Source organism: Actinomadura sp. 6N118 (assembly GCF_044326415.1).
In the GTDB taxonomy this organism is placed as follows: domain Bacteria; phylum Actinomycetota; class Actinomycetes; order Streptosporangiales; family Streptosporangiaceae; genus Spirillospora.
Genome location: NZ_JBIRAZ010000007.1, coordinates 491,014 through 516,300, shown reverse-complemented (window position 1 = coordinate 516,300; position 25,287 = coordinate 491,014). Strand labels below are relative to the sequence as shown.

The window sequence follows — 25,287 nt, the reverse complement described above, 5'->3', positions numbered from 1 at the left end:
CGATGGACCCGGTTGTGGTGCGCGCAGTTGGCACTGCGGGCTCTGCCCTGTCGAGGTACGCCGTGCGTGCCACGCTGGGCTCCGCTCGGCGGCGCGCCCTGGACGGCGTCTACCGGCGCGCCATACAGCGCGCGGTCGACGAAGTATCAGCGGACGAGGGGACCACGGGCCTCGACCTGGTACACGCAGTGGGATTGCTGGAACAGATGGTGAGCGCTGCTGCGGAGGGTGACCTACCGCTGCTGGAACCCGAAGAGGCCGGAAAGGACGCGACGATGCGGCGGTGGCGAGAGATCGCCACGGAGCAGGGACTCGACTCGCAGACGTTCCCGCTTCCATTCGAGAAGCTCATCGACCGGATGCTGCGGGGCGTCGCCGAGGAGGCGCTGCACACGGCCGTGGACGGCGACGGCAACCCGCTGTTTCCCGCGGTCGCCGCTGCGCACCTCGCGGACCTGCGCCACAGCATGCGTACGCTGGCCCGCACGATCCCGCCGGACGGCCGGGTTCGCGAAGTGCTCCGTGCCGCCTACGAGGCATGCCGCGACCGTGATCGCATGCTGCTCACCCCGGACGTACTGCTGGCGCTGCTCCACCTGCCCGACGACTCGGTAACGGCCTGCTTCGAGGCCGTACGATCGGGGCTCTCGCTGAGAATCATCAGGGCGTTGCGTCGCTTCCAGGACACTCCGGTCGGCGCGTTCCGCCCGTTCGAATGGGTGGAACGGCCAGAGATGCGGCAGGCGCAGATGTACGCCTGGGTGCACGGCGCCATCACGGTCAACGGCCCGTTGTTGCTGCTCGGCATTCTCGACACCCCCTCCAACACTCGGGATGCCCTGGTCGCTAATCTCGGCGAGAGCATCGAGGACCTGCGCCACGCCGCTATGAGCCGCATCAGCGTCGTCGTCCAGCAACGGACGCCGGGAATCGCCTTCGAGGACGAATGAGCCTCGACGAGATCTGGCGTGCCGCCGCAGCTGACAACCCCGAGGCCAGGGATTACCTGGCCCGATACGAGCGGGACATGGTGCCCGCCCATCGGGCCGCGGTGGCTGCCTCGCGGCGGCTGGCACCACCGCCGCCCGCAGAAACCCGCGACGAGCTGCTCTTCGCGATCGAGTACGAGATGCAGAAGGCGGCCCCGCTGGTCGCAGAACTAGCCGACGGCCCACACCAGCGGACCGACCTGTTCCGGATGCTCACGCCCGTACATCCGCGGCTGTACCGGTCGGCGCTCGTCCAATCGCTCACGGAACTAGCCCTCCAACTAGAGCGGGACGGAGACCTAGAGGCAGCGGTAACCCACCTCGACGAGGCGCTCGATCACAGCAGAGAGCTACTCCAACAGGACCGGGACAACGCACTCGCGCTTTGCCTCTACCAACGCGCCCGCATCTCGCTGGGGCTGAACCGTCGTGAGGAGGCGCTGCGATGTCTTCGTGAAGCGGCTACGCTCGCCGCTGCCGATGACGAAGTGATTTCCACCTGCGCACGCATGCGGTCGACCATGCTCGAGGCGTACACCAGCATTGCGCTGAACGAGGGGAATCGGGCTGAGGCGATGTCCTTGCTCACGGAGCACGCCGACGTTCTGCGATCCCTGGCCGAACGCGACCCCGCCGAACTGCCCGACCTGGCGATGACCCTGAACAACCTTGGCGCCCTGCGATTCGAGGACAACCAGACGGCGGGTCGGGCGATTGTCACCGAGGCCGTCGCCATCCGGCGGGACCTCGCGGCCGCTGACCCGGGGACGCACCTGCCCGGACTCTCGGCGGCGCTGAACAACCTCGGGTTCCTGGGCCTGCGCATGGGAGACCTCGACACGGCCCAAACGAGCCTGGCCGAGGCGGTTTCAATCCGGCGTGGCCTCACGTCTGGAAAGCCCGACACGTACGGTCCCCAGCTGCTGCGGTCGCTCAACAACCTGGTACTCGTGCTGCTGAGCCGGAAGACGGCACAGCCCGGCGATCTCCTCGATGCCACGGCGGAGGCACGTGCGCTGGCCGAGCAGCTCGCGTCTCGTCACCTGTGCGCCGCACACGACATCGCCTTGACGCTGCTGCACTTCGCCGAGGCTCGCGTACTCGCCAGGCGGGAACTCCCCGCGGCGAAGGCCGCCGTCGACAACCTGCTGTCGTCCTACGATATGGAGGCGTCAGCGACCGGCCTGCACCAACGTGCAACCACCCTGCGGAACCTGCTGGCAACCTGCTGAGCCAACCTGACCCACCGCCCGGCCACGCTGGTATGCCAAGCCTTGCACTACGGACCAGGTCCGCAGCGTCTCGTGATTGACGCCCAACTCACGTCCAACCCACGCGCGAACGACGCGTACGACCGACCTGTCGAACGGACCAGCGCCCGCATCGCGCTTGAACTCATCCCCGTACTTGGACGGACGTACCACCCAGAACTCCCCTCACGGATCCAAGATCCATTGTCGAGGGTGTCCACCTCACGGGGCGTCTAGTGCGCAGCGGGCTGTGCTGCGATACGGAACCCGCTCAGCGGGAATTTGCAGCGGCCCAAGCAGTGCCACCGTCACCAAATTTCGGTGGGCCGCGGCCAAGAGCACCCCTGGCATCACGCCACCGACCGTCGTGCAGCCGTGGGTCAGCGCCGCGGTTGACCCGGTGGACTCGGTAGCTCGGCGGCGATCTCGGCGAATCCATCCAGCACCTTGGGATCGAAGGTGCCCCTGACAGCCTCGGCTTCGGCGACGGTGAGACGCGCACCTTGGTGGATCGAATGGTAGTAACGACCGGTGAATCGAATGTCGGCCAGGCCGAGCAGGTTCGCGGTCAGCGGCTTGATGTCGCCGGTGCCGTATACGTCGATCACCTCTTGAAACCGTCTCCGGGCACCGCTGGTGTGGAACCTCACCCAAGCCACCGATACAAGGGCGGTGTTCCCCCGCCGATCGGCGATGGCGAACAACTTTCGGTCCAGCGAGGTACACGGATTGCGAATGAGAGATCGCTGCACTTCCCCGAACGTGGCGCGCACACACCCTAGGTTCCGCCGACTGACCGACTGTCTCAACCGCCGCATTCCGACACGCCGCCACGCTTCGTCGGCGTCGCCCTTGCGCGCAGAACGTTTCGCTTGCGCCTTCTGAACCTTGACGGTCTCCACGCCGACAGAGGAACCTCCCGCCCCACCGGCGACTCCTCCACTCCCCACGATCATGGCCGCGGCCAGCCCGACCGCAACGGTCGTGCCTCCACTACCGCCTCCGATTGGGATTCGCCGACCATCTTTGGTGATCCAGCGCTCCGCCATAGCAGCCCCTAGGCATCCATCGGTCGGATCGCAGTCAGGCTAGAACAGACCCCCGCCAACTCCTGGCGGATCCCCTACGTCGTCCGGTTCCGGACGTGGCGTGCCGGTAGCTGATCTACACCACGCCTGTCCATCCTGCCGATCTGGATGACCGGCCGGAGATGACCGCGCACCTGTTCCAGCACAACATCCAAAGTCACGGAGCGCGGCAGCCCGTGATCACCTCCACGCAACGCGGGTACGTTTGAGCCCTGAGCGTGGAGCCGGTCGAGACATCCTTCCTGGATACGGGCGCGTACGAGGTCACCCAAGCCGGAGGCGAGGTCCGGGCCGTCGTGGTGCCGCACCATGATTTCCGGCGGCTCGGGAACTCGAGGACGCAGCCGGTCCTGAGGCCCGGGATGCGGCCGAAGCTCGCCGCGGCGGCAGCGGAACTGGACGAGTGGGAGGCCAGCGGTCGCCCTGGCGCCAAATCGCACGATGAGCTCATGACCGAACTCTTCGGCACCACGCCGTGAAGGGATTGAGTGGTCGGAGCAGGCACCCAAACCAGCATTAGGGCCCCCCTAAAACCGGCTCCCTGAATGCCGTCTCCTCCCGTGGCAATGGCACCAGACGCATGTGTCACAGGAGGAGCGACTGATCATGGCACTGAACCTAGGACGCAAGCGGCAGGAAGAGCCCGTCGCGGAGCAGCGCCCGCCCCTGCGACAGCGGCTCTGGCCGCGGCGTACGACCGCCGAGGCCGGCGCGACGCGTACCGTCGTCGTCAAACGCGGGCCGCGCCGGTGGCCTCGCCGCCGGACCAACCCGGTCAGCATGATCATCATGGCTGCGGGCTGGGCGGCGACCCTGATCCTCGTGCTCGGGATGTTGCTCACGTGGGGCGACGCCAACCCGGGCAACACGCTGGTGGACGCGACCCTCGACGCCGGACGCTGGCTCGCGACCCCGTTCCACGACGCGTTCACCCGTTCCGACCCCGAACGCCAGCTCTACCTCAACTGGGGCATCGCCGCAGCCGTCTACTACGCGATGGCGCGCGTCGTCTCCTGGCTGATCCGCTTCTGATCGTCGGCGCGCCTGCCGGCACCCGCTCTGATCCGAGCAGGCGCGCCGAGCCACCTTCTGAACGGCCCGCGCCCGCGCCACCGCGGGCCGTTCGGTATGCCTCCAGTCAGCGAGAAAGCGACGTCACCCTCGCAGGCCACGTAGGCGGCGGATATTTGCCAGCCTCCGCCCCCGCGTCGTTGATCGACTTGTGGCATGACCACAACGATCAGCCCGGCGGCCACGTGGAAGAGCCGGTTCGGCGTCGTCGCGGTGATGATGGGGATCTTCTCGATCGTCACCACGGAGATCCTCCCGATCGGCCTGCTCCCGCCGATCGCGGACGAGTTCGGGATCTCAGCCGGGACAGCGGGGCTGACGATGACCATCCCGGGCTTCGTCGCGGCGGTGGCGGCGCCCGCCGTGACCGTCGCCAGCGGGCGGATCGACCGGCGGACGATGTTGTGCGTGCTCATGGCCGTGCTTGCGGTCGCGGACTTCCTCGCGGCGAGTGCGCAGGCCTACTGGATGATGCTGGTCTCGCGGGTCCTGGTGGGGCTCACGATCGGCGGCTTCTGGTCGATCGGGGCGGGACTGGCCGGACGGCTGGTCCCCGAGAGGTCGGTGGCCAGGGCGACCGCAGTCATCTTCGCAGCGGTGCCGCTGGGGTCGGTGCTGGGCGTTCCGGCGGGAACGTTCGTCGGGCACCTGGCCGGATGGAGAACGTCCTTCCTAGCGATGGGACTCCTCACACTGGGCGTCCTGGCGGCGCTCGTCCTCGTCCTGCCTCCGCTGCCCGTCACACAAGTGACCCGGTTGAACGTGCTCTGGCAGGTGATCCGGGCACCTCAAGCGCGGGTCGGGTTGGCGGCGACGGTACTCATCGTGACGGCGCACTTCAGCACGTACACGTACGTCACCCCGTTCCTGGAGCAGGTCGGAGGCGTGGACGCCGGCCTGGTCGGCGCATTCCTGCTGGCCTACGGCGTGGCGGGCATCGCGGGCAACTTCGTCGCGGGCGCGGCGATCCCGCGAAGCCTCCGCAGCACGTTCGCGGGCAGCGCCTGCGCCCTGGCCGCAGCGACCTTGCTGCTGCCGGTGGCCGGCGCCTGGAGTCTGGGGCTGCTCGTGGTGTGGGGACTCGCATACGGAGCGGTGCCGGTCTGTTCGCAGACCTGGTTCACCAGGTCGGCCCCTCAAGCCCAGGAGGCGGCGATGGTCGTGTTCACCTCCTCGTTTCAAGCGACCCTGTCCTTCGGCGCGCTCCTCGGCGGCGTGGTCGTGGACGCGACATCCACCTCGACCGTCATGGTGCTGGGCGGGCTGCTCGCGGTCCTGGCGGCGGCGACGCTGGCCTGGAAACGATGACGAGCATGTCCACCTACTGGAACTCGTTCGTCTCCAGCGTGAAACCGAACGGCTCAGGCAGGTCGATCGCCTTCCCGAAAGTCAGCCGGATGTCTTCGCGGTAGTCCTCCGCATCGCGGTCGGGCTCACTGAACAGGGCCACCACACGGTCCGCCCGGTCGACCAGAAGGTAGAGCGGAATGCCCGCCTTGGCGTAGCAGTGCCGCTTGACACCCCGATCCTTCTCCGGCTTACCCGAGGTCACCTCGACCACCATCGCGACACCGTCCGAAGGCATCCACGACTCGGCTCCGGCGAACAGATCCAGGTCCTTCGGCGCGAAGACGGCGTCCGGGATCAGGTGATTCTTGGTGCAGCGCGACCCTCGCGCCAGTTCCAGACCCTTGTTGCCGGAGACATCCATGTCCATGCGAGACTCCCGCATCACCTGCCAGGTGATGCGGGAGAAGATCATTTCGTGGTCTCCAATGGGGGGTGGCGACACGACGATTTCCCCTTCGATGAACTCCGCGCGATAGCCCTCCGGCGTGTCCAGCTTCAGGAACCCGTCGAGAAGCGCCTGCTCGTGGGCGCACCTCGGGTCATGCTCCGCACCGGCGGTCATGCCACACCCCCTCTCCGGCTGTCCCTCCAGCATAGGGACCGGCACGGAGCAGGAGTCGTAGGACGCGCTTTCAGCGGCAGCCGACATCGCAGGACACCTCTTCGTGATCAGCTCAACACACTGAGTATTGACTCTATCGTTCGACTACGTGCCGTGAGATCGGAATCGAAAATCACGTGAACGCTCTCTTGGTCACGTCGTTCCAGGTGACGCAGGCCTGGAGACGATGACGAACACGACGCCGATGCCCGACACCGCCATCCCCAGGACGATGCTGAGGGTCAGGCCCTGGCCGAGGATCGGGACCGCCAGGAGCGCGGTGGCTGGGGGCACGAGGTAGAGCAGGCTGGTCGCCACCCCGCCTGGGCTCCGGCGGAGCAGGACGAAGAGCAGGATCAGGGCGCCGATCGAATTGACGATCGCCAGCCAGGCGAGCGAGCCGAGGGCGGCGGCGTCCATGGGGATGTCCAGCCCGCCGTACCCGGCCGCCAGCGGGAAGATGGTGAGCGTGGCGCCCAGCAACTGGATCGTGGTGCCGGTGCGCAGGTCCACGGAGTGCCCGAAGCGTTTCTGGTAGAGCGTTCCAGCCGCCAGACCGGCCAACGCGAGGACGGTGAACGCATAGCCGGAGAGCCGTCCGCCGCCGGAGAGCCTCTCACTCACCGAGATCGCCACGCCCAGCAGGCCGACGCCCATGCCGATCCACTGCCGGCCGGTCAGCCGTTCGGAGAAGAGCGGGACCGCGGCGGCGGCGACGATCAGCGGGCAGGCACTGAGCATGAGCGCGGACAGCCCAGCAGGAACGCCGTGGCCGAGGCCGAGGAAGACGCCGCCCAGTTGCACGGTCTGGAGCAGGATCCCGGTGATCAGCAGGTGTGCGTACACGCGCGGGCTGGTCGGCCAGGGAGCACGCGTGACCAGCGAGACCACACCCAGGACCGCGCACGCCATCAGGAACCGCCACGCCACCAAGGCCAGCGAGGGCTCACTGCGTGCCCCGATGGTCCCGGCGATGTAGCCGCTGCTCCAGATCGGGACGAACGCGACCGCGATGCCGAGCCCCACCCAACGACCCGCCGCGCGGCTGCGTACGGCGGGGGGCGGGGGCTTTTCGGCGCAATCGACCATCCCGATATGGATAGCAGAGGGCGGGTCCATACTGGGAAGGTGGTCTCCGTTCCGCCTGCGCGGCATCTCGTGCGCGCCAAAGACCTGGCCGACAGGCGGTTCTTCGAGCCGCTGACCGTGGAGGATCTCGCGCGGGCGGCTGGACTGTCGCGGGCGCACTTCAGCACGGAGTTCCGGCGGGCCTTCGGGGAGACGCCGCATGCTTATCTGCTGACCCGGCGGCTAGAACGGGCCGCCGCCATGTTGCGCACGACCGACCGGTCAGTGGCGGACATCTGCGTGAGCGTGGGTCTGCAGAGCATCGGCTCGTTCACGACCAGCTTCAGCCGCGTGTACGGGATGTCGCCGACGGCCTATCGCGCCTCCTTCCCGCCTGCCGCTGATTTCGCGCTGATACCCGCATGCGTCCTGCGCATTTATGGGCGTCCGCAAAACCGGACGTTTCGAGAAGACGCGGCCCCACCTCGCTGAATAGCGTCGGTGCTGATCGAACCGGAACGGGGAGGACCCAAATGATCAGGATCGCCAACGCGCAGCTGTGGGTGCACGACCAGGACGAGGCGCTCGACTTCTACACGAAGAAGGTCGGCATGGAGGTGCGCTTCGACGTCACGCTCCCCGAGATGGGCTTCCGCTGGCTCGGGGTGGGGCCGGCCGACCAGCCGGAGGTGTCGATCGTGCTGATGGCGGTGCCGGGACCGCCGGTGATGGACCCGGCGACCGCGGACCAGGTGCGGGATCTGGTGGCCAAGGGCTTCGCGGGCACAGTGTTCCTCTCGACCGACGACTGCCGTGCGGCGTTCAAGGAGCTGTCGGCGCGCGGGGTGGAGTTCACCGAGGAGCCTGACGAACGGCCGTACGGGATCGACTCGGCCTTTCGCGACCCCTCGGGCAACAGCATCCGCCTCACCGAGATGCGGTGACGGGACGCTCCGGCCGGGTGGGCGGCCGGAGCGTCCCGTTGTCAGGCTTCGGTGATGGTGTTGAGGCGTTCGATGGCCTCGACGTACTCCTCGATGAGGTCGTAGACCACCTGGGCGGCGGGCTTGACCTGGTTCATCGAGCCGACGATCTGGCCGACCGGGAAGGTGACCAGCTCGCCGTCGCCCGAGCGGGCGATGCGGGGCAGGGCGTCGGCGACCAGCATGAACTGCATGGGCATGGGGAGGTAGCCGGGCGACTTCTCGCTCTCCCAGGCCTCGGTCCACGCGGTCTTGAGGAAGCGGGCGGGCTTCCCCGTCCAGGCGCGGGAGCGCACTGTGTCGCGGGACGTGGCGTTGAGCAGTTTGGGCATCGCCCGTTCGGGGGTGTCGGCCTCGTCGACCGTCAGCCAGATCGAGCCGGTCCAGGCGCCGTCCGCGCCGAGGGCCATGCCCGCCGCGAGCTGGCGGCCGCGGCCGATGCCGCCGGCGGCCAGGACGATCGTGTCCTTGCCGACCGCGTCGACCACCTCGGGGATCAGGACCATGGTGGACACGTCGCCGGTGTGGCCGCCGGCCTCGGTGCCCTGGGCGACGATGATGTCCACGCCGACCGAGACCTGCTTGCGGGCGTGGCGGGCGTTGGACGCCAGGCCCGCTACCTTCACGCCGTGCTGGTGGGCCAGTTCCACGACGTCGGCCGGGGGCGGGCCGAGGGCGTTGGCCAGCAGGGCGATGGGGTGCTTGAGGGCGACCTCGACCTGGGGCCGGGCGGTCTGGTCGGTCCAGCCGAGGAGCGCCTTGTTCGCCTTCTCGGTGGACGGCTCGACGCCGTGCTCGGCGAGGAGGTTCTCCAGGAACTCCCGGTGCTCCTTCGGGATCATGCCCTGCAGCTTGCCGAGCAGCTCGTCGGCGTCGCCGAGGTCGGCGCCCTCGTACTTGGCGGGCATCACCACGTCCACGCCGTACGGCTTGCCGCCGACGTTCTCGTCGATCCATTTGAGCTCGAGCTCGAGCTCCTCGGGGGTGAAGTACAGCGCGCCAAGCACGCCCATGCCGCCGGCGCGGCTCACCGCCGCGACGACGTCGCGGCAGTGACTGAACGCGAAGATCGGGTACTCAATGCCGAATAGTTCGGTGACTCGTGTCCGCACACCCCGAACGATAGGGCCCCGATCAGCAAACTGCAACAGGTTCTACTTTGTGTATTTGGCTGCCTGCGAGTGCCGCTGATCTCTGTCGTTAGAACACGTATCAGCGAACGAGACCCCGCAGCCGAGGCCGCGGGGTCGTGGGAAGGCAGAGGTCAGTTGCGCCTGATCGGCGGAGGCGCGGGTCTCTCTTCGGCCGGCAGAGGCGCGGCTCCGGCCGGCTGGACCTCGCCGAACTTGCCGTCCGCCCGCCGGACCGGCTTCTTCGGCGGCTGCGCGGCCTTCCGGCCGGCGAGCATTCCCGCAATGGCGCCCAGGAGCAGCATGATCAGGCCCAGGAAGAGGGAGCCGACCGGCACGTAGACCCGGACGGCGGCGATCATGAGGGCGGCCTTGTCGGCCTGGGAGACCAGGCTCTTCTCACCCTGCACGGTGGTCCGGAGATCGGCCGACGCGACCGTCATCCTCCCCCGGCCGTCCGGGGTCTGCACGAAGCTGTGGATCGCCTGCCGGACCTTGACCGGGACGCCGGTACGCGGGTCCACCCACTGGGTGATGGTCGACTGGAAGTAGCGGTCGACCTTCTGGGCGGGGCTCTTCTTGCCCAGCCCGAGCCAGTCGCCCGGCATCTTGAAGTTGACCTTCTGGGTCATGGTGACCGGGACCTGCCGGGTGAACCTGTAGGCGGTGATGCCCTGCACCTTTTCCTCGGCCTCGAAGCGCATCGGGACCGCGCGGCGAGTGGTCATGTCGAAGAACGGGTACTCGCGCTTCTCCACGTTCGCCACCGGGAAGAGCAGCCCGTAGCCGCTCATCTGCACCTTGGTGTCGCCGCCGATGTTGGTGCCGCAGCAGTTGACCAGCTCCGACGAACGCCGGTCGAAGGCGATCCGGTAGCCCTGGACCTCGATCATCTTGTCCGGGACGGCCTTGTCGAAGATGTTGGTCGACGAGTCCCAGACCGCGATGTCGCCGTTGCCGTTGTTGGCACGGACGTCGCCGCGCACGGTGTTCTCGGCGACGAGCGTGACGCCCTTGCGCATCTTGAGGGTCGCCGTGTCGAAGTAGGTGGCGTTCGGCGCCTCGAGCGTGGTGCGCTGGTAACGGTTGAGCGGCGCACGCACCAGTTGGTCGGCGACATAGAACCGCACCAGCGGCGCCAGCGTCAGGAAGAACGCCCCGAAAACGATCAGGACCAGGCCGAACGTCCGGCGCATGTCCAACCTCCCGGCGGGCTTCTCACGACACGTCTTTTCACGATCACGAGGGGCCGACCCCGGCGTGTGCGCGTTACCCTACAGGACCACTCAAACCCCTCGTCCAATAAGCCAATTCCGCTGAAGGCGGCCCCCGTGAACACCGGTATCCGCACTCCGGACCGCCGCCGGCCCGCGCTTCTGGGCCTGCGCCGGCCCGCGCTTCCGGGTCGGCGCCGGCCCGCGCTTCCGGGTCGGCGTCGGCCGACGCTTCCGGGCCTGCGCCGGCCCGCGCTTCCGGGTCGGCGCTGGCTGGCGCTCGGCGCCGTGCTGCTTGCCACGTTCATGGACCTGGTGGACGTGACGATCGTGAACGTGGCGCTGCCGGCGATCCAGCGGGATCTGCACGCCGGCACCGCCGCCGGGCAGTGGATGGCCGCGGTGTACGCCCTCGGCTACGCGCTCCTGCTGATCACGGGCGGGCGCCTCGGCGACATCTTCGGGCGGCGGCGGGTCTTCCTGGCCGGGATCGTCGGGTTCACGGTCGCCTCGGTGGTGGCGGGGGCGGCGATCTCCCCCGGCATGCTGATCGGTGCCCGCGCCGCCCAGGGCGCGTTCGCCGGGATCATGGTGCCGCAGGCGCTGTCGGTGATCACCGTGCAGTTCGCACCCGGGCGCGAGCGCACGCTGGCGTTCACCCTGTACGGGGGGTTGCTCGGCATCGCCCAGGTCAGCGGGCCGATTCTGGGCGGGCTGCTGACCCAGCACGGCCTCTTCGGCGCCCTGGGCTGGCGTGCGATCTTCTACGTCAACATCCCGGTGGGGCTGGTGGCGCTGGCCGGGGCCGCGCGGTGGATGGACGACTCCCGCGCCAAGCCGCCGCCGCGGCTCGACCCTGTCGGGGTCGTGCTGATCAGCGTGGCGTCGCTGCTGTTGATGTTCCCCCTCGTGCAGGGACGGGAGTACGGCTGGCCCTGGTGGTCTGTGGCGCTCCTCGTCTGCACCTTGCCCGCCCTTCTCCTGTTCGCGGCCTATGAGCGGAGGAGCGCGAGCCCCCTCGTACCCTCGCAGTTGTTCGCCCAGCGTTCCTTCACCGCCGGGCTGATCCTCACGCTGGCGCTCTTCTCCGGCGTCGCCGCGTGCTTCATCACCCTCACGTGGGGGCTGCAGTTCGGCCTCGGCTGGTCGCCGATGCGGGTGGCCCTGACCGGCCTGGCCTGGCCCGCCGGGGTCGCGTGCACGGCGCAGTTCACGCACCGGCACGGCCACCGCCACGCCCGCCTCCTGGTCGGCGCCGGCACCTTGATCATGGCCTTCGGCCTGGGCGGTCTCAGTGTCCTCACGCTGGCGGAGGGCCGGGAGCTCACGCACTGGCCGTTGGTCCCGTGGCTCTTCGTGGCCGGTCTCGGCATGGGCTTCGCACTGCCGATCCTGGCGAACGCGGTGATCAGCAACGTGCCCCACCACAGCGCCGGGGCCGCCTCGGGCGTCTTCAACTCCATCACCCAGCTCGGCGGCGTCCTCGGCGTCGCCGCAGCCGGACTCCTCTTCTTCGGCGCGGCCAAGGCTCCGTCCACCGTCACACCGGATGGGACACCGCGGGCCCTGGCGTTCAGCTGCTTCGCGTTGCTGCTCGCCGCCGCACTCTCCGGTTTGCTACCGAGACGCATCGCATCGGACGAACCCGTCGCACCGGACGAAGCCGACAAACTACCCTTCATCGACGCCGTCGAGACTCCACGCCCACTGGATGGGAGGCCGCGCTGACGCCGATACGGGTGACCGTCGTGGTCCCGACCCGGAACTCCGCCCGCACGCTGGAGCGGTGCCTGGCCTCCGTGCGGTCGCAGACCCACGCGGTGGAGCTGGTGGTGGTCGACAACGCCTCCACCGACACGACCCCCGAGATCGCGGCGGCGCACGCGGACGTGGTGGCGGACCACGGGCCCGAACGCAGCGCCCAGCGCAACCACGGCTGGCGGACCGGCGAGGGCGAGATCATCGCCTTTGTCGACTCCGACATGGTCCTGGAGCCCGAGGTCGTCGAACAGGCGGTCAAGATTTTCGCCACCGAACCCGACCTCGGCGGGCTCGTCATCCCGGAACTCTCGTTCGGCGAAGGGTTCCTGGCCCGCTGCCGGGCCGTCGAGAAGCGGTCCTACCTCGGCGACGAGACGGTGGAGGCGGCCCGCGTGTTCCGCCGTTCGGCACTGGAAGAGGTCGGCGGGTACGACGAGGGGCTGAGCGCCTTCGAAGACTGGGACCTGGCCGACCGGGTGGCCGCGACCGGTCTGCGCATCGGCCGGGTGACGGCGGTCGTCTGGCACGACGAGGGCCGGATCACGCTCCGTTCCGCCTATCGCAAGCGCCGCTACTACGGCCGTTGGCTCCCCGCGTACCGGTCCCGTCCGCACGCCCGGTCGTTCAGCCGCGCCCGCTCGGTGCGCACGCTCCTGCGGCAGGGCTCGCCCCACCATGTAGCCGGCCTGGTCGCACTCAAGATCTCCGAGGCCCTGGGCCTGCTCCGCGGCTCCCGCCGCCCCTCCGGTAGTCCGCCCTCGGATGCCCCCTCGGATGACTCCGCCCTCGGATGACCCCCTCGAATGACCCCCTCGAATGACTCCGCCCTCGGATAACCTTCGGCCACCGTGACACTCGCAGCCTCCCGACCCCAGGCCGCCCGGGACGATCGGCTCCCCACGATCTCCGGGCACCACGCCGCGCTCGACGGTCTCCGTGCCGTGGCGGCGCTCATGGTGCTGCTCTTCCATGTGGCGGCGAGCACGGGTTACCTCACCCGCCAGGGCGCCCTGCCCTCGCTGCTGTCCCGGGGCGAGATCGGGGTGCCGATCTTCTTCACGCTGTCCGGACTACTGCTCTACCGGCCCTGGGCCTCAGCGGCGCTCGGGCTGCGGCCCGCTCCCGGCACCGGCGGCTATCTCTGGAAGCGCGCGCTTCGGCTGCTGCCCGCCTACTGGGCGCTGGTCGTGGTCACGATGATGATGTACGCCGAGGACCATCTCACAGATATCTGGACCTGGCTCTCGCTAGGCACTCTCACCTACAGCTACGACCCACACCCCTGGTGGAACAACTACCTCGGGCCCAACGGGATGGGCCAGATCTGGAGCCTGACGGTCGAGGCCGCGTTCTATGTGGCGCTGCCGTTCCTCGCTTTCCTCCTGCGACTGTGGGCGGAGCGAGCCGGTGCGGACATCGGCGCGCGCGCCCGGCGACTGCTGTACGGGCTGGGCGGCTATTCGCTGATATCGCTGGTCTACGCGCTCGGGGTCTCCTTCACCTCGAACGAAGGGTTCTACGGCAACTGGCTGCCGCGCTACCTAATCTGGTTCGCCATCGGGATGGCCCTGGCCGTCGTGTCGGTCTGGGCCCACGCCGAAGGCGACCAGGGCGCAGCGAACGAAGGCGACCAGAGCGCGGCGGGCGACGGCGACCCGGGCGCGGCGGGCGAAGGTGACGAGAGACCAGCGGGCGACGGCGAGCGGCCGGTGGGCAGGTTCTGCCGTACGGTCGCGGCCTCGTGGGGCATGTGCTGGATCACCGCCGCGCTGCTCTACTGCGTGTCCTCGACACCGCTCACCGGCGTGTCCCGCTTCATCGCCGCGAGCGCCTGGACGACCGAGCTGCACATCGTGCTGTACGGCCTCGTCGCCGCGTTCCTGATCGCCCCGGTGGCGCTGGCCCCGGCGGACCATCCGGCGATCCGGCAGATCCTGGGCAACCGCGTGATGGCGTTCCTCGGCAAGATCTCCTACAGCATTTTCCTGTGGCAGTTCGTGGTCATCTACGTCTGGTTCGACATCACGAACCATCCGCCGTTCACCGGCAACCTGCTCGTGGACTTCCCGGTCTGCACGCTACTCACCGTCGGGGTGTCGACCCTGAGCTACTACCTGATCGAAAGTCCCGTCCGGCGGCTGGGGACGCGCCGGCGGCCGACGGCCGTTCGCCGGCAGCCCGTCGGGGACGGTGTCCCGGGGTGACGGTCCGCTCTCCGCGGGGTCCTTGTCCGGAGGGTCCTTGTCCAGAGGCTTGTCCAGACCTCCCTCGGCGTCTTCCTCGACCGGTGTGATCGGGACCCAGCGGAGCTCTCCCCCGCCGGGGAGCCAGATGTCGGGCTCCCGCGAGGCGGCGAGCATGGCCGCCAGGTAACCCACCACCAGGAGCCCGAAGACCTGCGGGGCGGCGTCCCGGAGGACGTCGGGCAAGGTGCCCTCCGTACCCCGGCGTGCCAGCCAAGTGCCGATGGCGACGCACCCGCCTCCGGCCACCATCGGCGCCACGACCAGCCAGGACGAACGTAGGCGGCGGGCAGGAGCGGAGGTGTGGCGCTGTGCCCACTGTGTCACCACCGCCACGACCACGGTCAGCGCCAGGCCCGGGAAACCCGCCAGCCAGAAGCCGAGGCCGGCGGCGAGCCCGAGCGCCGCAAGGCCCGCCACGCGGCCCGGTGCTCGGGCAAGCGCGGGGGCAGACGCCGTGACAGGCGCCTGCCGCCGCCAGAAGGCCACGAGGAAGAGCACGATGAGGAGGTTCAGGCCGGCAAAGAGCGCGATCCGGTAGAGGCCGTCGGGCTTGTAGGTCAGCTTGACCACGCCCGCCGTGCCCGCGGGGACCTCCCAGGCCTGCCGCCAGCCGTCCAGGCGGACGGGCCGCAACTCCCGGCCGTCGACCTCGGCCTTCCACCCGGCGTTGAAGTTCTCGTTCACGACCAGGTAGGAACGTCCCTGGGTATCGATCTCGACCTCGCGCGAGCCCTTGTCCCACCCGCGGACCTGCACAGGCTGGCTCGCCTGGGGCTTGGCGGCGGCGAGCTTGCCGCCCGGGTCGACGACCATTGAGTCCACCCGGTAGGAGGTGCCCCCGGCACCGATCCGGTTGTCGCCCGCCACGATCCGTACCGGCTCGCAGGTCTGGAACCGCGTGAGCCGCCCGCCCAGCACGTCGTCCACGGTCCCGGTGAGCCGCGTCCGGCTGGCGGTGCCGTTGACCTGCACGGTCGGCCCGTACCCGCACGGCGTGGTGAACGGTTTGAACCCGGAGGCCGTCAGCGGCTGCACCCCCGGCACGGTGACGTCGCTGATCTGGAGGGGCACCTGCGCGGACGTGAATCTGAGCGTGATCCGGTCGGTCCAGATCGGGTTGAAGCGCAGCCGCCCGTTCTTGTCGACCAGGCCCTCCCGGACCTCGCCTCGCGCCCCGGTCACGGTGACGCGCAGCGCCGCCCGCGCCCCGGCCGGCCGGGTGACCGTCACCTCGCTGAGCCTGCCCGCACGGCCCCAGCCGATCTTGAGCGTCGGCGCGCGGTCGTCGCCGGCGGCGAGCCAGGTCGTCGCCGGGTTGCCGTCGAACGCCGACCGCGGCAGGCCCGCAGGCTCGCGCGTCCACGTCGAGCTCGCGCTCACGGTGACCTTGGACCCGAACCGGGTGAGCCGGTCGATCAACCCCGGCTCGGTCAGCACCGCGTTCCCGCTGATCTTGGCGGTCGCCTCGGCCGGCGACGGGAAGACCCGGTTGAACGTGTTGCCCTCTTCGTCGTCCTTGCCGAGGTCCGGCGAGCAGACCCAGCGGGACGAGCCGCGCATGCACTCCGATCTCGGCGGCACGGACCGCGCCATCAGCTGGGCGGGCGCCTGGTCGGGTGTCTGGGCCTGCCGGCCCGGCGCCGCGGTCTGCCAGCCCGATGCCGCGGGCATGCGCAGGTGACGGGCCGCCCGCACACCCGGGATCGTGAGCTCGGAGACGGCCACCCGGGCGGCGGCGGGCGACACCGGCTCCCGGGCGAGCTTCACGATCCGGATCCGCAGCCAGCTCGTCTGCCCCGCCGGGGCCCGCAGCCGCTGCACCTCGGCCGTGGGCTTCACATCCTGCTCGACCGTGCCTGCCTGGGTGTCCACCGCGACGCGGGCCGGCGGTGGGCCGAGGAAGTCGTTCCGCACGAAGGACGCATCCACCCCCTGGCCGGGATCTTGAGGCCCTTGAAAATCCACGCGAAGCCACTGCTGGAGCGGGCCGTTCCAGCCGCCCGTCGTCCAGTGGGTGCGCGGGTCGCCGTCGAGGGCGGCCGACGGCAGGGCGCCCGGGTCGTCGAACCCGGTGAGCGCGCCGGGATCGGCGGCCGACGACGAGGCCGTGACGTTCTTGATCCCCTCATAAACCGCGGTGGTGCGGTAGCGCAGCCACTCGGGTTCCTCCGGGTCCGCGCCCTGCCCGCGCGTGTCCGACCGGACGCCGTCGGCAGTCTTCGTCGGGGAGATCTGGCTGCGGATCTCCCCGAGGTTGCGGTCGCGCCAGCGCAGGGCGTCCGACACGACACGTTGTGCCGGAGCCGCCGGATCGTCGTCGTCGAGCAGCACCGGGCGGCCCTTGAGCGCGCCGTTGTCGGCGAGCGAGAGCAGGCCGTCGGGCGCCCCGTACATCCGGACGGCCTGGCTCGCGTCGAGCATGCTGACGACGTCGTCGGCGTCGCCCACCTCGTAGATCTCGACCGGCGGGTACCTCTGGTCGAACGAGCCGACCGCCTCGTCATCACCCCATCCGCCGACCGGCTGGTCGCCGAACGACGCCACGCGCTTGATGCCGGGCGAGGTCTCCAGGGCCTCATGGACCCGGGCAGGCCAGGCACCGCGCAGGTCCGACCGGGCGAGATCGTTGCGTACGAGCAGGAAGCGCACGCCCATCCGGGCCAGCACCTCGGTCAGCCCTGCGGAGCCGCGCCCGGCAGCGACACGCTGGTCAATCGCGTCCATCAGCCGCGCGTAACCCGGGGAGCCCTGGGGGACGAGTTGCCGCGCGCCCCAGCGGGTGCTGAGCAACGGCTGGACGATGTCGTCCATCGGACGGCCCCAGGTGTACTCCCCGAAACGGGCGCCCGGCACCGCGAGCACGGCTTGCTGCCCGGCCCTGCCGTTCAGCCAGTTGGCGGCCTGCTGCCAGTACTGCGGAACGGCCGGGAAGTCGCCCGGACCGGCCAGGCCGTTGGTGAGCGCGGGGAACGACACCGCCGCCAGCGTGGCGCCCGAGACCGCGAAGAGGCTCAGCCGCGCCCGCGGACGGCGCAACGTCCTCGGCAGGTGAACGAGCCCGAGCGCGAGCGGCAAGCGCACCAGGCCGTCGAACTTGTAGAGGTTGCGCAGCGGCGCCAGCGGCCCGTCCAGCAGGTCGCGCATCGGCGCCGCCAGCGGCCCCTCGATCCGGCTCGCGTGCCCGGCCGCGATGATCGCGAGCCCGGCGAGCAGGACGAGCAGCAGGAACGTGCGTTCGGGCAGGTCTCGGCGGGTCAGCCCGGCCAGCCCGAGCGCGGCCAGCACCGCGGTCACGATGATCAGGAACGTGCCGGTGGACAGCTGGAACCCGACCGGGAGCGACGCGGCGTCCAGATAGTTGATCCAGCGCTCGGCGCCCCGCAGGACGTCGATCAGCCCGGTCGGCCCGGTCGTGGTGTCGGCCTTCTCGGTGTAGCCGAGCCAGGAGAACCCGTACCGCCCGGTGAGCACCAGCGGGGCCAGCCACCAGGCGGTGGCGAACACGACGGCGACGTTCCACCAGGCGAACAGCCGCAACCGTCCCGGCGCGCCCCGGGGGCGGGTGAGGAGGTAGATCGCGGGGACGGCGAGCACGGCGATCGTCGCGGTGCCGTTGATCCCGCCGCACAGCGCCACGGCGACGCCGGAACGGGCGGCGGCCCGGATCCTGGCGCCGCGCCCCGTGCCGGCCGAGGTCAGCGGGAGGACGATCCACGGCAACATCGCGAGCGGGAGGTACTCCCAGGAGTTCTGGCCGAGTGCCGAGAGCCCGTGCGGCCCGAGCGCGTACGCCATCGCGCCCACGAGCCTGCTGACCGGACCGCCGATCCCGAGCCGTTCCGCCAGCCGCTTGGCGCCCAGGAAGGCCGCGCAGAGCAGCAGCGACAACCACAACCGCTGCGTGATCCACGCGGGCAGCCCGATCAGGTCGCCGAGAGCGTAGAACGGACCCATGGGGAAGAAGTAGCCGGCCGCCTGGTTCTGGAGCTGGCCGAACTGCTCGGGATCCCACAGGTGCAGCGCCCGGCCGAGGAAGCCGAGCGGGTTGACCGCCATGTCGATCTTGGTGTCGGCGAGGATCCGGCCCGGGCGGGTGGAGGTCACCAGGACGATCAGGGCCAGGCAGCAGACGGCGCTCCGGAACCGTTCGCGCAGCCGCTCGTCGACGCCGCCCTCATCGGGCTCGGGCCGCTGCGAGAGATCACGGTCGGCGTCGGAGAGGCGCCGCGCCAGCCGGTCGGCCCACGCTCCCGTGCCGCTACCCATCCCGCCTCGCCCCTCCTCCCTGAGCTGACCCCTGACCGCGTACGGATCGGGTGCGGCTCAGCGGCCCGAACCGTCGTCGGCGCGGCCGAGCAACCGCTCCACCGGAGTGGCGATCCGCACCTGGAGCACGTCGCCGTGGTCGCGGAGCAGCTCGTCCCTCACCGGGCCCTCGACGACGCGGGGGTGTTCGTCACCGTACCCGCGTACGACATGTGCGTCGGCGTCCTCGGTGGCACTGGTGCCCGCGCGGACCGCCGCCGCGATCAGCTCCCCCATCCGGTCGGCCGTGCGCGCCCAGTCGAACTCCGCAGCCCAGGCGCGGCAGTCGGCGGCCACCCGCGCCCGGCGCTCCGGGTCGTCCAGCTCCTTGAGCGCCCGTTCGACGGTGCCGGCCAGTTCCTCCTCATCGGGGACGAGCCAGCCGGTCACCCCGTCGCGGATCGCGTCGCGCAGGCCGTCCACGTCGTAGGCGACGGTCGGCACGCCCAGCGCGGCGGCCTCGGCGACGCACAGGCCCCAGCCCTCGCCCTGCGAGGCACTCAGATGCAGGTCGGCCCGGCCGACCAGCGCCGCCTTCTCCTCCTCCGACACGAAACCGTGCAGGGCGACGGTCCGGTCGAGGCCGCGCGCGGCGATCTCGGCGGCGAGCCGGTCGTGCTCGGGTCCGCGCCCGACGATGCCGATCCGCAGGCCGGGCCAGTGCGGGAGAAGGCGTTCGGCGAGATCGAGCACCCGGTCGACCCGCTTGTGCGGCACCAGCCGCGTCACGCACACCAAGTCAGGGGCGCCGACCGGCTCTGCCTGAACCACCTGGTCAGGAATGGTGACCCCGACCGGCACCAGATAGACCGGGCCCGTCCAGGCCAGCCGTTCCCGTAGGGCGGTCAGCGTCGTCAGGGAGATGGCCGTGCACGCGTGCCTGCGGTAGGTCCAGCGCGCGACAGGGCCTTCGAGCATCCGCCCGACCCAGGCGAGCCAGGCGGGGAAGTAGAGGCCGAACTGCTCGTCGTGGACATGGAAGATCGAGCAGAAGACCGGGACCCGGCGCGGCAACACCCAGGGAGTAAAGAACGGGATGCCGTTCTGGCAGTCGATCACCGCGTCGAAGCGGCGGCGCCGGAGCAACATCCAGAGCAACACCAGCGGGTAGACCGTGAACCGGCCGCCCGTGCGGACGAAGTCCACGCCCTCGACCCGCACCCGGCGGGCCTGCCCGGGCGCGCGGCTCGTCACGTACGTCACCCGGGCGCCCCGCGCCGCCAGGCGCCGAGCCAACTCCCCCGCATACCGTTCGGCACCCCCGGCCAAAGGGTGCCAGGGATCCCGCCAGTTGACGATCACCAGCCGGCGGCCCGCGACGCCGCCGTTCATCCCGGCCCGGAACGGCTGGTCTCGGTGACGGGGAACGCGGGCGCGACCGGCAGCGCGGGGAGCGCGGAGGTGACCGGCCACTCGGCTGCCGCCCCCGGCCGGGAGAGCTCGCGCGCGGCGTTGAAGCGGATCCGGGCCAGGTCGCGGAGGCAGGAGAAGGAGTGCCGGCGGACCGAGAAGGTGGTGCCCGGCACGTCCCGCCACTCGACCGGCAGATCGGTGATCGCGGCGCCGCGCCGCGCGCAGTGCATGAGGAGCTCGACGTCGAAGGCGAACCCCGTGGTGCGCAGTTCGGCGGCGGCGGCCCTGGCCAGCGGCCCGGCGAAGAACTTGAAGCCGCACTGGGTGTCGGTCACCCCGCCCGCGAGATCGCGGATCAGCAGGTTGAACGTGACGGCCCCGAACTTGCGCAGCGGGTGGCTGTAGTCCTCGACACGCGACTGCGGATGGCGGCGGGAGCCGACGACAACGGGATGGCCCGCGTGCAGCAGGCCGACCGCGGTCTTCAACGCCGCCAGCCCGGTCGCCATGTCGGCGTCGCAGAAGCCCACGTACGGCGCCCGTGTCGCGAGGAGCCCCTCCCGCACGGCGGCACCCTTGCCCCGTCGCGCGCATCCGACAAGCCGCACCGGCACCGGGCCGGTCCAGCCCCGGACGATGTCAGGGGTGCCGTCATCGCTGGCGTTGTCCACGACGATCACGCCGGTGGGAAAGGGCAGGGCGTCCAGCGCGGCGCTGAGCCGGGCCAGGCCGTCCGGGAGCCGGGCCGCCTCGTTGTACGCGGGGACCACGATCTCCAGGAGGGAGGGCTCGGCTACGTCCATGAGACCTTCGGTGACGCCCGGAGGGCGTCGCTCAGCGCGAGCCGTAGTTGTAGAGCGGCTTGATGACGGGGTCGCTCTGCGAGGCATTCGACACCTGCACGGCGCCTACCGACGCGAGGGCGGCCAGCACGACGCCGACCACTGCGGCAATCGCAATTCGCATCAGGGGGTCCTTCTACGTCGGGGGCGGCGGGGGAAGTAGGCGCTTAGCGTACTGGCTGGTACGAAAAATGACCAGAGAATCACCCCTATCACAATTGACCACGCCAGCACCGCGGACCACGCCGGAGCGCCGCCGTCGCCCGCCTTCGCGGGGGCCTCGATCCGGTAGAGGACCAGGTCCGGCCGGTCCAGCACCAGCTCTGCCCCGGCGAGCCTTCCCCGGGCCGGATTCGCCGCCGACGTCTCGGCGTCCAGCGCCACGTACCGGATGCCCGCCGCGCGCAGCCCTCCCGTCAGGGGCCCACTGGCCCGCACCACCTCGTCCAGCCGCCGCGCCCTCGGGTCCTCCGCCCGGATCGTCAGCGAGCCGATCATGACGGCGTCGCTGACGATCACCCGGCGGCCGAGGTAACGCGGCAGGGCGTCCAGGCTCGTCCGCCCGCCGTTCCAGGGGTACGAGCGGTACGTCGCCCACGGCAGCGCCAGCACGTCACCGGGCACCGTGTCGGCCTCGATGATCTTCCGTCCGGCGGCCCACGCCGCCGGGTAGTCCACGGCCTTGAGGCGGCCCGCCGCACCCCATGCCAGCGAAGGCAGCAGGACGACGGGCGCGAGGATCGCGAAGATCGCCAAGGCGACCCCGGCTGTATCCGCCCGGGCGGTGTCCACCCGCTGCCTCATGACCCGTTCGACCAGGACGCCCAGACCCACGGCCACCAGCACAGCCAGCGGCGCCACGTACTGCTGCCCGTCCCTCAACACCGCGAAGCCTGGCCAGAGCCCGATCGCCCAGCGCAGCAACCACGGCACGACCGTTCCCAAGGCGGCCAGCACGAATCCTGCCCCCGCGGCCAGCGCCACGCCCCGAGCCCACGCCGTCCGGCACCACCGTCCGTACGCGAAGACGGCGGCCACAACGACGAGCAGCCAGGCGAACGCGATGATCGGCGTCCCGTAGCCCGCGGGGACCGTCTCGCGGTTCCACGCGCCGCCCAACAGGAAGAGGCTCCCGACCGCGCCGAACGGCGTATCGGCCCGCGCCGCGAAGGCCTCCACGCCCACCGCGTCGCCGGGCATGCCCGCGGGGCGGAGCCACCCGGTCACCAGCCACGGCAGGCTCAGCACGACGAGCGCCACGGCCGTCCGGCCCAGCGCCCGCCCCCGCTCCCTGCCGGCCGCCCCGCCCGCCGCCGCGACGGCGAGAGCGGTGAGTGCCGAGATCGCGATGGCCGCGAAGCCGCCGATCGCCGCCGGTATCAGCGCCCGCACGAGCCGCCGGCCGCCGCCCGGTTCCGCCACCCGGGCTGCGGCGCCCACTACCCAGGGCAACGCCGCGTACCCCAGCAGGAAGGCCCAGTGGCCCAGCAGCAGCCGCTCGGCGACGAAGGGGTTCCAGGCATAGAGGACGCCCGCCGCGAGCCTGGGCGCGAGCCGCTCCGAGGGCACCAGCGACGCCGCCGCCGTGCAGGCCATCACGAAGATCGCAAGCAGGACCAGCTTCTGCACGGCGTCGGCCGGCAGCACCGTGGCCAGCGCGGTGACAAAGGCGTCGCTCGGCACGTGCCGGGGCACCGTCCCCGTCAGCCCGAAGGTCATCCTGGAGAACACGGGGTCCGGCACGAAGACCATGTCGAACGACAACACAAAGCCGGGCGCCAGACCCGGCCCGATCGCCAGCAGTCCCAGCACCAGGCCGGTGAATGCGGCCACCCAATGCCGCGCGCGCCCCATCATCGCGCTTGGACGCTATCGGATCAGCCACACGCTGGAGGACGGGCCGGTTCGCGCGATGAGTTTCGGCTTCAGCGTGGGTCTCTATGGCCAGAAGCGACCGAGAGGGGTTTGCCATGCCTGAAAACAGCCTGCGGGTTCCGGGTGCGACGCTGCACTACGAGGTCCAGGGATCCGGGCCCGTGCTCGTCCTCATCCCGGCGGCCTTCATGGGCGCGAGCGCCTTCGAGGCCGTGGTGCCCCGGCTGTCCGAGGAGTACACGGTCGTGACGTACGACCCGCGCGGGCTGGCGCGGAGCACGGTCGACGAGCCAGGGCCGATGCCGCCTGAGGTGCTGGCGGACGACGTCCGGCATCTCATTGCGGAGGTATCGGACGGGCCGGCGTACGTCTTCGGCACGAGCAACGGCGCGATCAACGGGCTCAGCCTGGCCGCACGGCACCCGGAGGCGGTGCGGACCGTCGTGGCCCATGAACCGCCGGTCGTCGAACTGCTGCCCGAACGGGAGGAGTACCGGGTCGAGGGTGAACGGGTAATGGCCGTCTACCGGGAGAAGGGCGCGATCGCGGCCATGCAGGCGTTCATGGTGGGGGCGGGCTTCGCCGAGGAGGAAGGGGGCGAGCCGCAGCCGTGGATGTCGATGATGGAGAAGGACATCGACGTCTTCTACGGGCGGATCTATCCGGCGCTACGAGGCTTCGTGCCCGACGTGGCCGCGCTGCGGGCAGCGTCGGCGAAGGTCGTCATTGCCGGCGGCATCGAGTCCAAGGGAGAGCCCGCCCACCGGGCTGCGGCCGCGGCAGCCGCGGAGCTCGGCACGCCGCTCATGGCCTTCCCGGGAGATCACGGCAGCTTCACCGCGGATCCGGAGGCGTTCGCCCGGGCACTGCGGGAGGCTCTGCACTGATCTCGGCCGTACCGAGCCCGGCCGCACGGCGTTCGAAGATGGCGCGTTCGCGTTCGTTGCGAGTCATGGCCGCCGCACGTTCGAACTCCGCGCGAGCCTCGGCGGCACGGCCCAGCCTGGCGAGAAGGTCGCCGCGTGCGGCGGGAAGCTGGGCATAGCCGTCGAGCGTGAGCGTGTCGAGGATCTCCAGCCCCTTCGCCGGGCCGTACGCCATGCCGACGGCGATCGCACGGTTGAGGTCGACGACGGGCGAAGGCATGACGTGCGCGAGGACGGTGTAGAGAGCCGCGATCCGCTCCCAGTCGGTCGCCTCCGGGACCGGTGCGCGAGCGTGGCAGGCGGCGATCGCGGCCTGGAGGGTGTACGGGCCGATCGGGCCCTCCAGGGACTCCGCTCGTTCGAGTGCTTCCAGGCCGCGGCGGATCAGGAGGCGATCCCAGCGGGCGCGGTTCTGGTCGAGCAGGAGCACGGGCTCGCCCGAGGGCGCGGTGCGGGCCCGGAGACGGGAGGCCTGGAGCTCCATCAGGGCCACCAGCCCGTGCACCTCGGGCTCGGCGGGCATGAGGCCGGCGAGGATCCGGCCCAGGCGGAGCGCCTCCTCGCACAGTGCCGGGCGCGTCCAGTCGCCACCCGCCGTCGCCGAATACCCCTCGTTGAAGACCAGGTAGATGATCTCCAGGACGGAGGAGAGCCGGGCCGGAAGGTCCGCCGGCGCGGGCATCTCGAAGCGCACGCCCTTCGTGGCCAGCGTGCGCTTGGCGCGGAAGATCCGCTGCCCGACGGTCGGCTCGGCGGTGAGGAAGCCCCGGGCGATCTCGTCGGTGGTGAGACCGCAGAGCAGCCGCAGGGTGAGGGCGGCGCGGGCCTCGGCGGACAACACCGGGTGGCAGGCCATGAAGATCAGCTGGAGCAGGTCGTCGCCGATCTGGTCGTCGAGCGCCTCATCCAGGTCGGGTTCATGGTGTGCCGGGAGCCGGCGTCCCAGCTGCTGGAGCTTCTGCTCGTAGGTGGCCCGCCGCCGCACGAGATCGATCGCCCGGTGTTTGGCGGTCGACATCAGCCAGCCGCCGGGATTGGGCGGGACGCCCTCGTCCGGCCACTGTTCGAGCGCGATGACGAACGCGTCCTGTGCCAGTTCCTCGGCGAGACCTACATCGCCGACCATGCGGGTGAGCCCGGCGATGACACGAGCCGACTCGATCCGCCAGATCGCCTCGATGGCCGGATAGGAAGAATCGGTGGCCGCCACGACCACCGATTCAACCACCTGAAGG

21 protein-coding genes and 1 pseudogene are annotated in these 25,287 nt (G+C 70.4%); 11 read left to right on the top strand and 11 right to left on the bottom strand.

The genetic code is table 11. The features are described 5' to 3' along the window. The first annotated feature begins 2 nt into the window (after positions 1–2). Complete coding sequence (locus tag ACH34W_RS21295) at positions 3–950, top strand: hypothetical protein (RefSeq protein WP_395962674.1); 948 nt, start codon at positions 3–5, stop codon at positions 948–950. Next, complete coding sequence (locus ACH34W_RS21290) at positions 947–2,221, top strand: hypothetical protein (RefSeq protein WP_395962673.1); 1,275 nt, start codon at positions 947–949, stop codon at positions 2,219–2,221. The genes ACH34W_RS21295 and ACH34W_RS21290 overlap by 4 nt, the downstream gene beginning before the upstream one ends. Positions 2,222–2,619: 398 nt before the next feature. Here ACH34W_RS21290 and ACH34W_RS21285 read toward each other — a convergent pair whose 3' ends face one another. Then, positions 2,620–3,141 (bottom strand): hypothetical protein, encoded by a 522-nt coding sequence (locus ACH34W_RS21285; RefSeq protein ID WP_395962672.1) that lies wholly within the window; start codon positions 3,139–3,141, stop codon positions 2,620–2,622. Between the two features lie 404 nt (positions 3,142–3,545). On the opposite strand from ACH34W_RS21285, the gene ACH34W_RS21280 reads away from it, so the two are divergent. The 3 genes from ACH34W_RS21280 (at position 3,546) to ACH34W_RS21270 (ending at position 5,706) form a co-directional block, all read left to right on the top strand. Beyond that, positions 3,546–3,806: a hypothetical protein gene (locus ACH34W_RS21280; protein ID WP_395962671.1), complete on the top strand. Its 261-nt coding sequence runs from the start codon at positions 3,546–3,548 to the stop codon at positions 3,804–3,806. 127 nt (positions 3,807–3,933) lie between these two features. Beyond that, entirely contained in the window at positions 3,934–4,359 is a 426-nt protein-coding gene (locus tag ACH34W_RS21275; RefSeq protein ID WP_395962670.1) for a hypothetical protein, read from the top strand. Between the two features lie 195 nt (positions 4,360–4,554). Then, positions 4,555–5,706: an MFS transporter gene (locus ACH34W_RS21270; protein ID WP_395962669.1), complete on the top strand. Its 1,152-nt coding sequence runs from the start codon at positions 4,555–4,557 to the stop codon at positions 5,704–5,706. A gap of 13 nt (positions 5,707–5,719) precedes the next feature. Here ACH34W_RS21270 and ACH34W_RS21265 read toward each other — a convergent pair whose 3' ends face one another. Next, positions 5,720–6,310 (bottom strand): Uma2 family endonuclease, encoded by a 591-nt coding sequence (locus ACH34W_RS21265; RefSeq protein ID WP_395962668.1) that lies wholly within the window; start codon positions 6,308–6,310, stop codon positions 5,720–5,722. A gap of 192 nt (positions 6,311–6,502) precedes the next feature. After that, positions 6,503–7,438, bottom strand: coding sequence for a DMT family transporter (locus ACH34W_RS21260; RefSeq protein WP_395962667.1), 936 nt, complete (start codon positions 7,436–7,438; stop codon positions 6,503–6,505). Between the two features lie 39 nt (positions 7,439–7,477). Between ACH34W_RS21260 and ACH34W_RS21255 the strand changes: the two genes are divergently transcribed. Together ACH34W_RS21255 and ACH34W_RS21250 are read left to right on the top strand one after the other, a co-directional pair. Then, positions 7,478–7,909, top strand: coding sequence for a helix-turn-helix transcriptional regulator (locus ACH34W_RS21255; RefSeq protein ID WP_395962666.1), 432 nt, complete (start codon positions 7,478–7,480; stop codon positions 7,907–7,909). A 41-nt stretch (positions 7,910–7,950) separates the two neighbouring features. Continuing rightward, positions 7,951–8,361: a VOC family protein gene (locus ACH34W_RS21250; protein ID WP_395962665.1), complete on the top strand. Its 411-nt coding sequence runs from the start codon at positions 7,951–7,953 to the stop codon at positions 8,359–8,361. 41 nt (positions 8,362–8,402) lie between these two features. Here ACH34W_RS21250 and ACH34W_RS21245 read toward each other — a convergent pair whose 3' ends face one another. Continuing rightward, positions 8,403–9,512 carry an NAD(P)H-dependent flavin oxidoreductase gene (locus ACH34W_RS21245; protein ID WP_395962664.1) on the bottom strand — a complete coding sequence of 370 codons (1,110 nt, stop codon included), beginning with the start codon at positions 9,510–9,512 and terminating at the stop codon, positions 8,403–8,405. Positions 9,513–9,664: 152 nt separating this feature from the next. After that, the gene (locus ACH34W_RS21240) at positions 9,665–10,726 is read right to left on the bottom strand and encodes a DUF3068 domain-containing protein (protein WP_395962663.1); all 1,062 of its coding nucleotides are present in this window, start codon (positions 10,724–10,726) and stop codon (positions 9,665–9,667) included. Between the two features lie 135 nt (positions 10,727–10,861). Here ACH34W_RS21240 and ACH34W_RS21235 point away from each other — a divergent pair, with 135 nt between their 5' ends. The 3 genes and pseudogenes from ACH34W_RS21235 to ACH34W_RS21225 form a co-directional block, all read left to right on the top strand. Beyond that, a complete protein-coding gene (locus ACH34W_RS21235) occupies positions 10,862–12,472 on the top strand; it encodes an MFS transporter (RefSeq protein ID WP_395962662.1) in 1,611 nt (536 codons plus the stop codon). Positions 12,473–12,483: 11 nt separating this feature from the next. Further along, positions 12,484–13,299: a glycosyltransferase family 2 protein gene (locus ACH34W_RS21230; RefSeq protein ID WP_395962660.1), complete on the top strand. Its 816-nt coding sequence runs from the start codon at positions 12,484–12,486 to the stop codon at positions 13,297–13,299. A 159-nt stretch (positions 13,300–13,458) separates the two neighbouring features. Next, positions 13,459–14,556, top strand: a pseudogene (locus tag ACH34W_RS21225) (acyltransferase family protein); the annotation flags it as partial. A 27-nt stretch (positions 14,557–14,583) separates the two neighbouring features. On the opposite strand, the gene ACH34W_RS21220 reads toward ACH34W_RS21225, so the two are convergent. Genes ACH34W_RS21220 through ACH34W_RS21200 form a run of 5 tightly spaced genes read right to left on the bottom strand, consistent with a single transcriptional unit; the run spans position 14,584 to position 23,108 of the window. Beyond that, positions 14,584–19,017, bottom strand: a complete 4,434-nt coding sequence (locus tag ACH34W_RS21220; RefSeq protein WP_395962658.1) for an alpha-(1->3)-arabinofuranosyltransferase family protein — start codon at positions 19,015–19,017, stop codon at positions 14,584–14,586. Positions 19,018–19,074: 57 nt separating this feature from the next. Continuing rightward, a complete protein-coding gene (locus tag ACH34W_RS21215; RefSeq protein WP_395962656.1) occupies positions 19,075–20,388 on the bottom strand; it encodes a glycosyltransferase family 4 protein in 1,314 nt (437 codons plus the stop codon). Then, entirely contained in the window at positions 20,385–21,212 is an 828-nt protein-coding gene (locus ACH34W_RS21210; protein ID WP_395962655.1) for a glycosyltransferase, read from the bottom strand. The genes ACH34W_RS21215 and ACH34W_RS21210 overlap by 4 nt, the downstream gene beginning before the upstream one ends. 31 nt (positions 21,213–21,243) lie before the next feature. Then, positions 21,244–21,375, bottom strand: a complete 132-nt coding sequence (locus ACH34W_RS21205; RefSeq protein WP_395962654.1) for a hypothetical protein — start codon at positions 21,373–21,375, stop codon at positions 21,244–21,246. Then, on the bottom strand, positions 21,375–23,108 hold the full coding sequence (locus ACH34W_RS21200) for a hypothetical protein (protein ID WP_395962653.1): 1,734 nt from the start codon (positions 23,106–23,108) through the stop codon (positions 21,375–21,377). The genes ACH34W_RS21205 and ACH34W_RS21200 overlap by 1 nt, the downstream gene beginning before the upstream one ends. A 113-nt stretch (positions 23,109–23,221) precedes the next feature. Between ACH34W_RS21200 and ACH34W_RS21195 the strand changes: the two genes are divergently transcribed. Further along, a complete protein-coding gene (locus ACH34W_RS21195; protein WP_395962652.1) occupies positions 23,222–24,013 on the top strand; it encodes an alpha/beta fold hydrolase in 792 nt (263 codons plus the stop codon). Here ACH34W_RS21195 and ACH34W_RS21190 read toward each other — a convergent pair. Further along, positions 23,961–25,280, bottom strand: a complete 1,320-nt coding sequence (locus ACH34W_RS21190; RefSeq protein ID WP_395962651.1) for an RNA polymerase sigma factor — start codon at positions 25,278–25,280, stop codon at positions 23,961–23,963. The two genes, ACH34W_RS21195 and ACH34W_RS21190, sit on opposite strands and share 53 nt — an antisense overlap. Between the last annotated feature and the right edge of the window lie 7 nt (positions 25,281–25,287).

Bases quoted from the DNA above. Each gene is read 5' to 3' on its own strand.
- ACH34W_RS21290 (WP_395962673.1), top strand. From the start codon at position 947: ATGAGCCTCGACGAGATCTGGCGTGCCGCCGCAGCTGACAACCCCGAG.
- ACH34W_RS21205 (WP_395962654.1), bottom strand. From the start codon at position 21,375: ATGCGAATTGCGATTGCCGCAGTGGTCGGCGTCGTGCTGGCCGCCCTC.
- ACH34W_RS21295 (WP_395962674.1), top strand. From the start codon at position 3: ATGGACCCGGTTGTGGTGCGCGCAGTTGGCACTGCGGGCTCTGCCCTG.
- ACH34W_RS21265 (WP_395962668.1), bottom strand. From the start codon at position 6,310: ATGACCGCCGGTGCGGAGCATGACCCGAGGTGCGCCCACGAGCAGGCG.
- ACH34W_RS21275 (WP_395962670.1), top strand. From the start codon at position 3,934: ATGGCACTGAACCTAGGACGCAAGCGGCAGGAAGAGCCCGTCGCGGAG.
- ACH34W_RS21260 (WP_395962667.1), bottom strand. From the start codon at position 7,438: ATGGTCGATTGCGCCGAAAAGCCCCCGCCCCCCGCCGTACGCAGCCGC.
- ACH34W_RS21200 (WP_395962653.1), bottom strand. From the start codon at position 23,108: ATGATGGGGCGCGCGCGGCATTGGGTGGCCGCATTCACCGGCCTGGTG.
- ACH34W_RS21240 (WP_395962663.1), bottom strand. From the start codon at position 10,726: ATGCGCCGGACGTTCGGCCTGGTCCTGATCGTTTTCGGGGCGTTCTTC.
- ACH34W_RS21195 (WP_395962652.1), top strand. From the start codon at position 23,222: ATGCCTGAAAACAGCCTGCGGGTTCCGGGTGCGACGCTGCACTACGAG.
- ACH34W_RS21215 (WP_395962656.1), bottom strand. From the start codon at position 20,388: ATGAACGGCGGCGTCGCGGGCCGCCGGCTGGTGATCGTCAACTGGCGG.
- ACH34W_RS21250 (WP_395962665.1), top strand. From the start codon at position 7,951: ATGATCAGGATCGCCAACGCGCAGCTGTGGGTGCACGACCAGGACGAG.
- ACH34W_RS21220 (WP_395962658.1), bottom strand. From the start codon at position 19,017: ATGGGTAGCGGCACGGGAGCGTGGGCCGACCGGCTGGCGCGGCGCCTC.
- ACH34W_RS21270 (WP_395962669.1), top strand. From the start codon at position 4,555: ATGACCACAACGATCAGCCCGGCGGCCACGTGGAAGAGCCGGTTCGGC.
- ACH34W_RS21210 (WP_395962655.1), bottom strand. From the start codon at position 21,212: ATGGACGTAGCCGAGCCCTCCCTCCTGGAGATCGTGGTCCCCGCGTAC.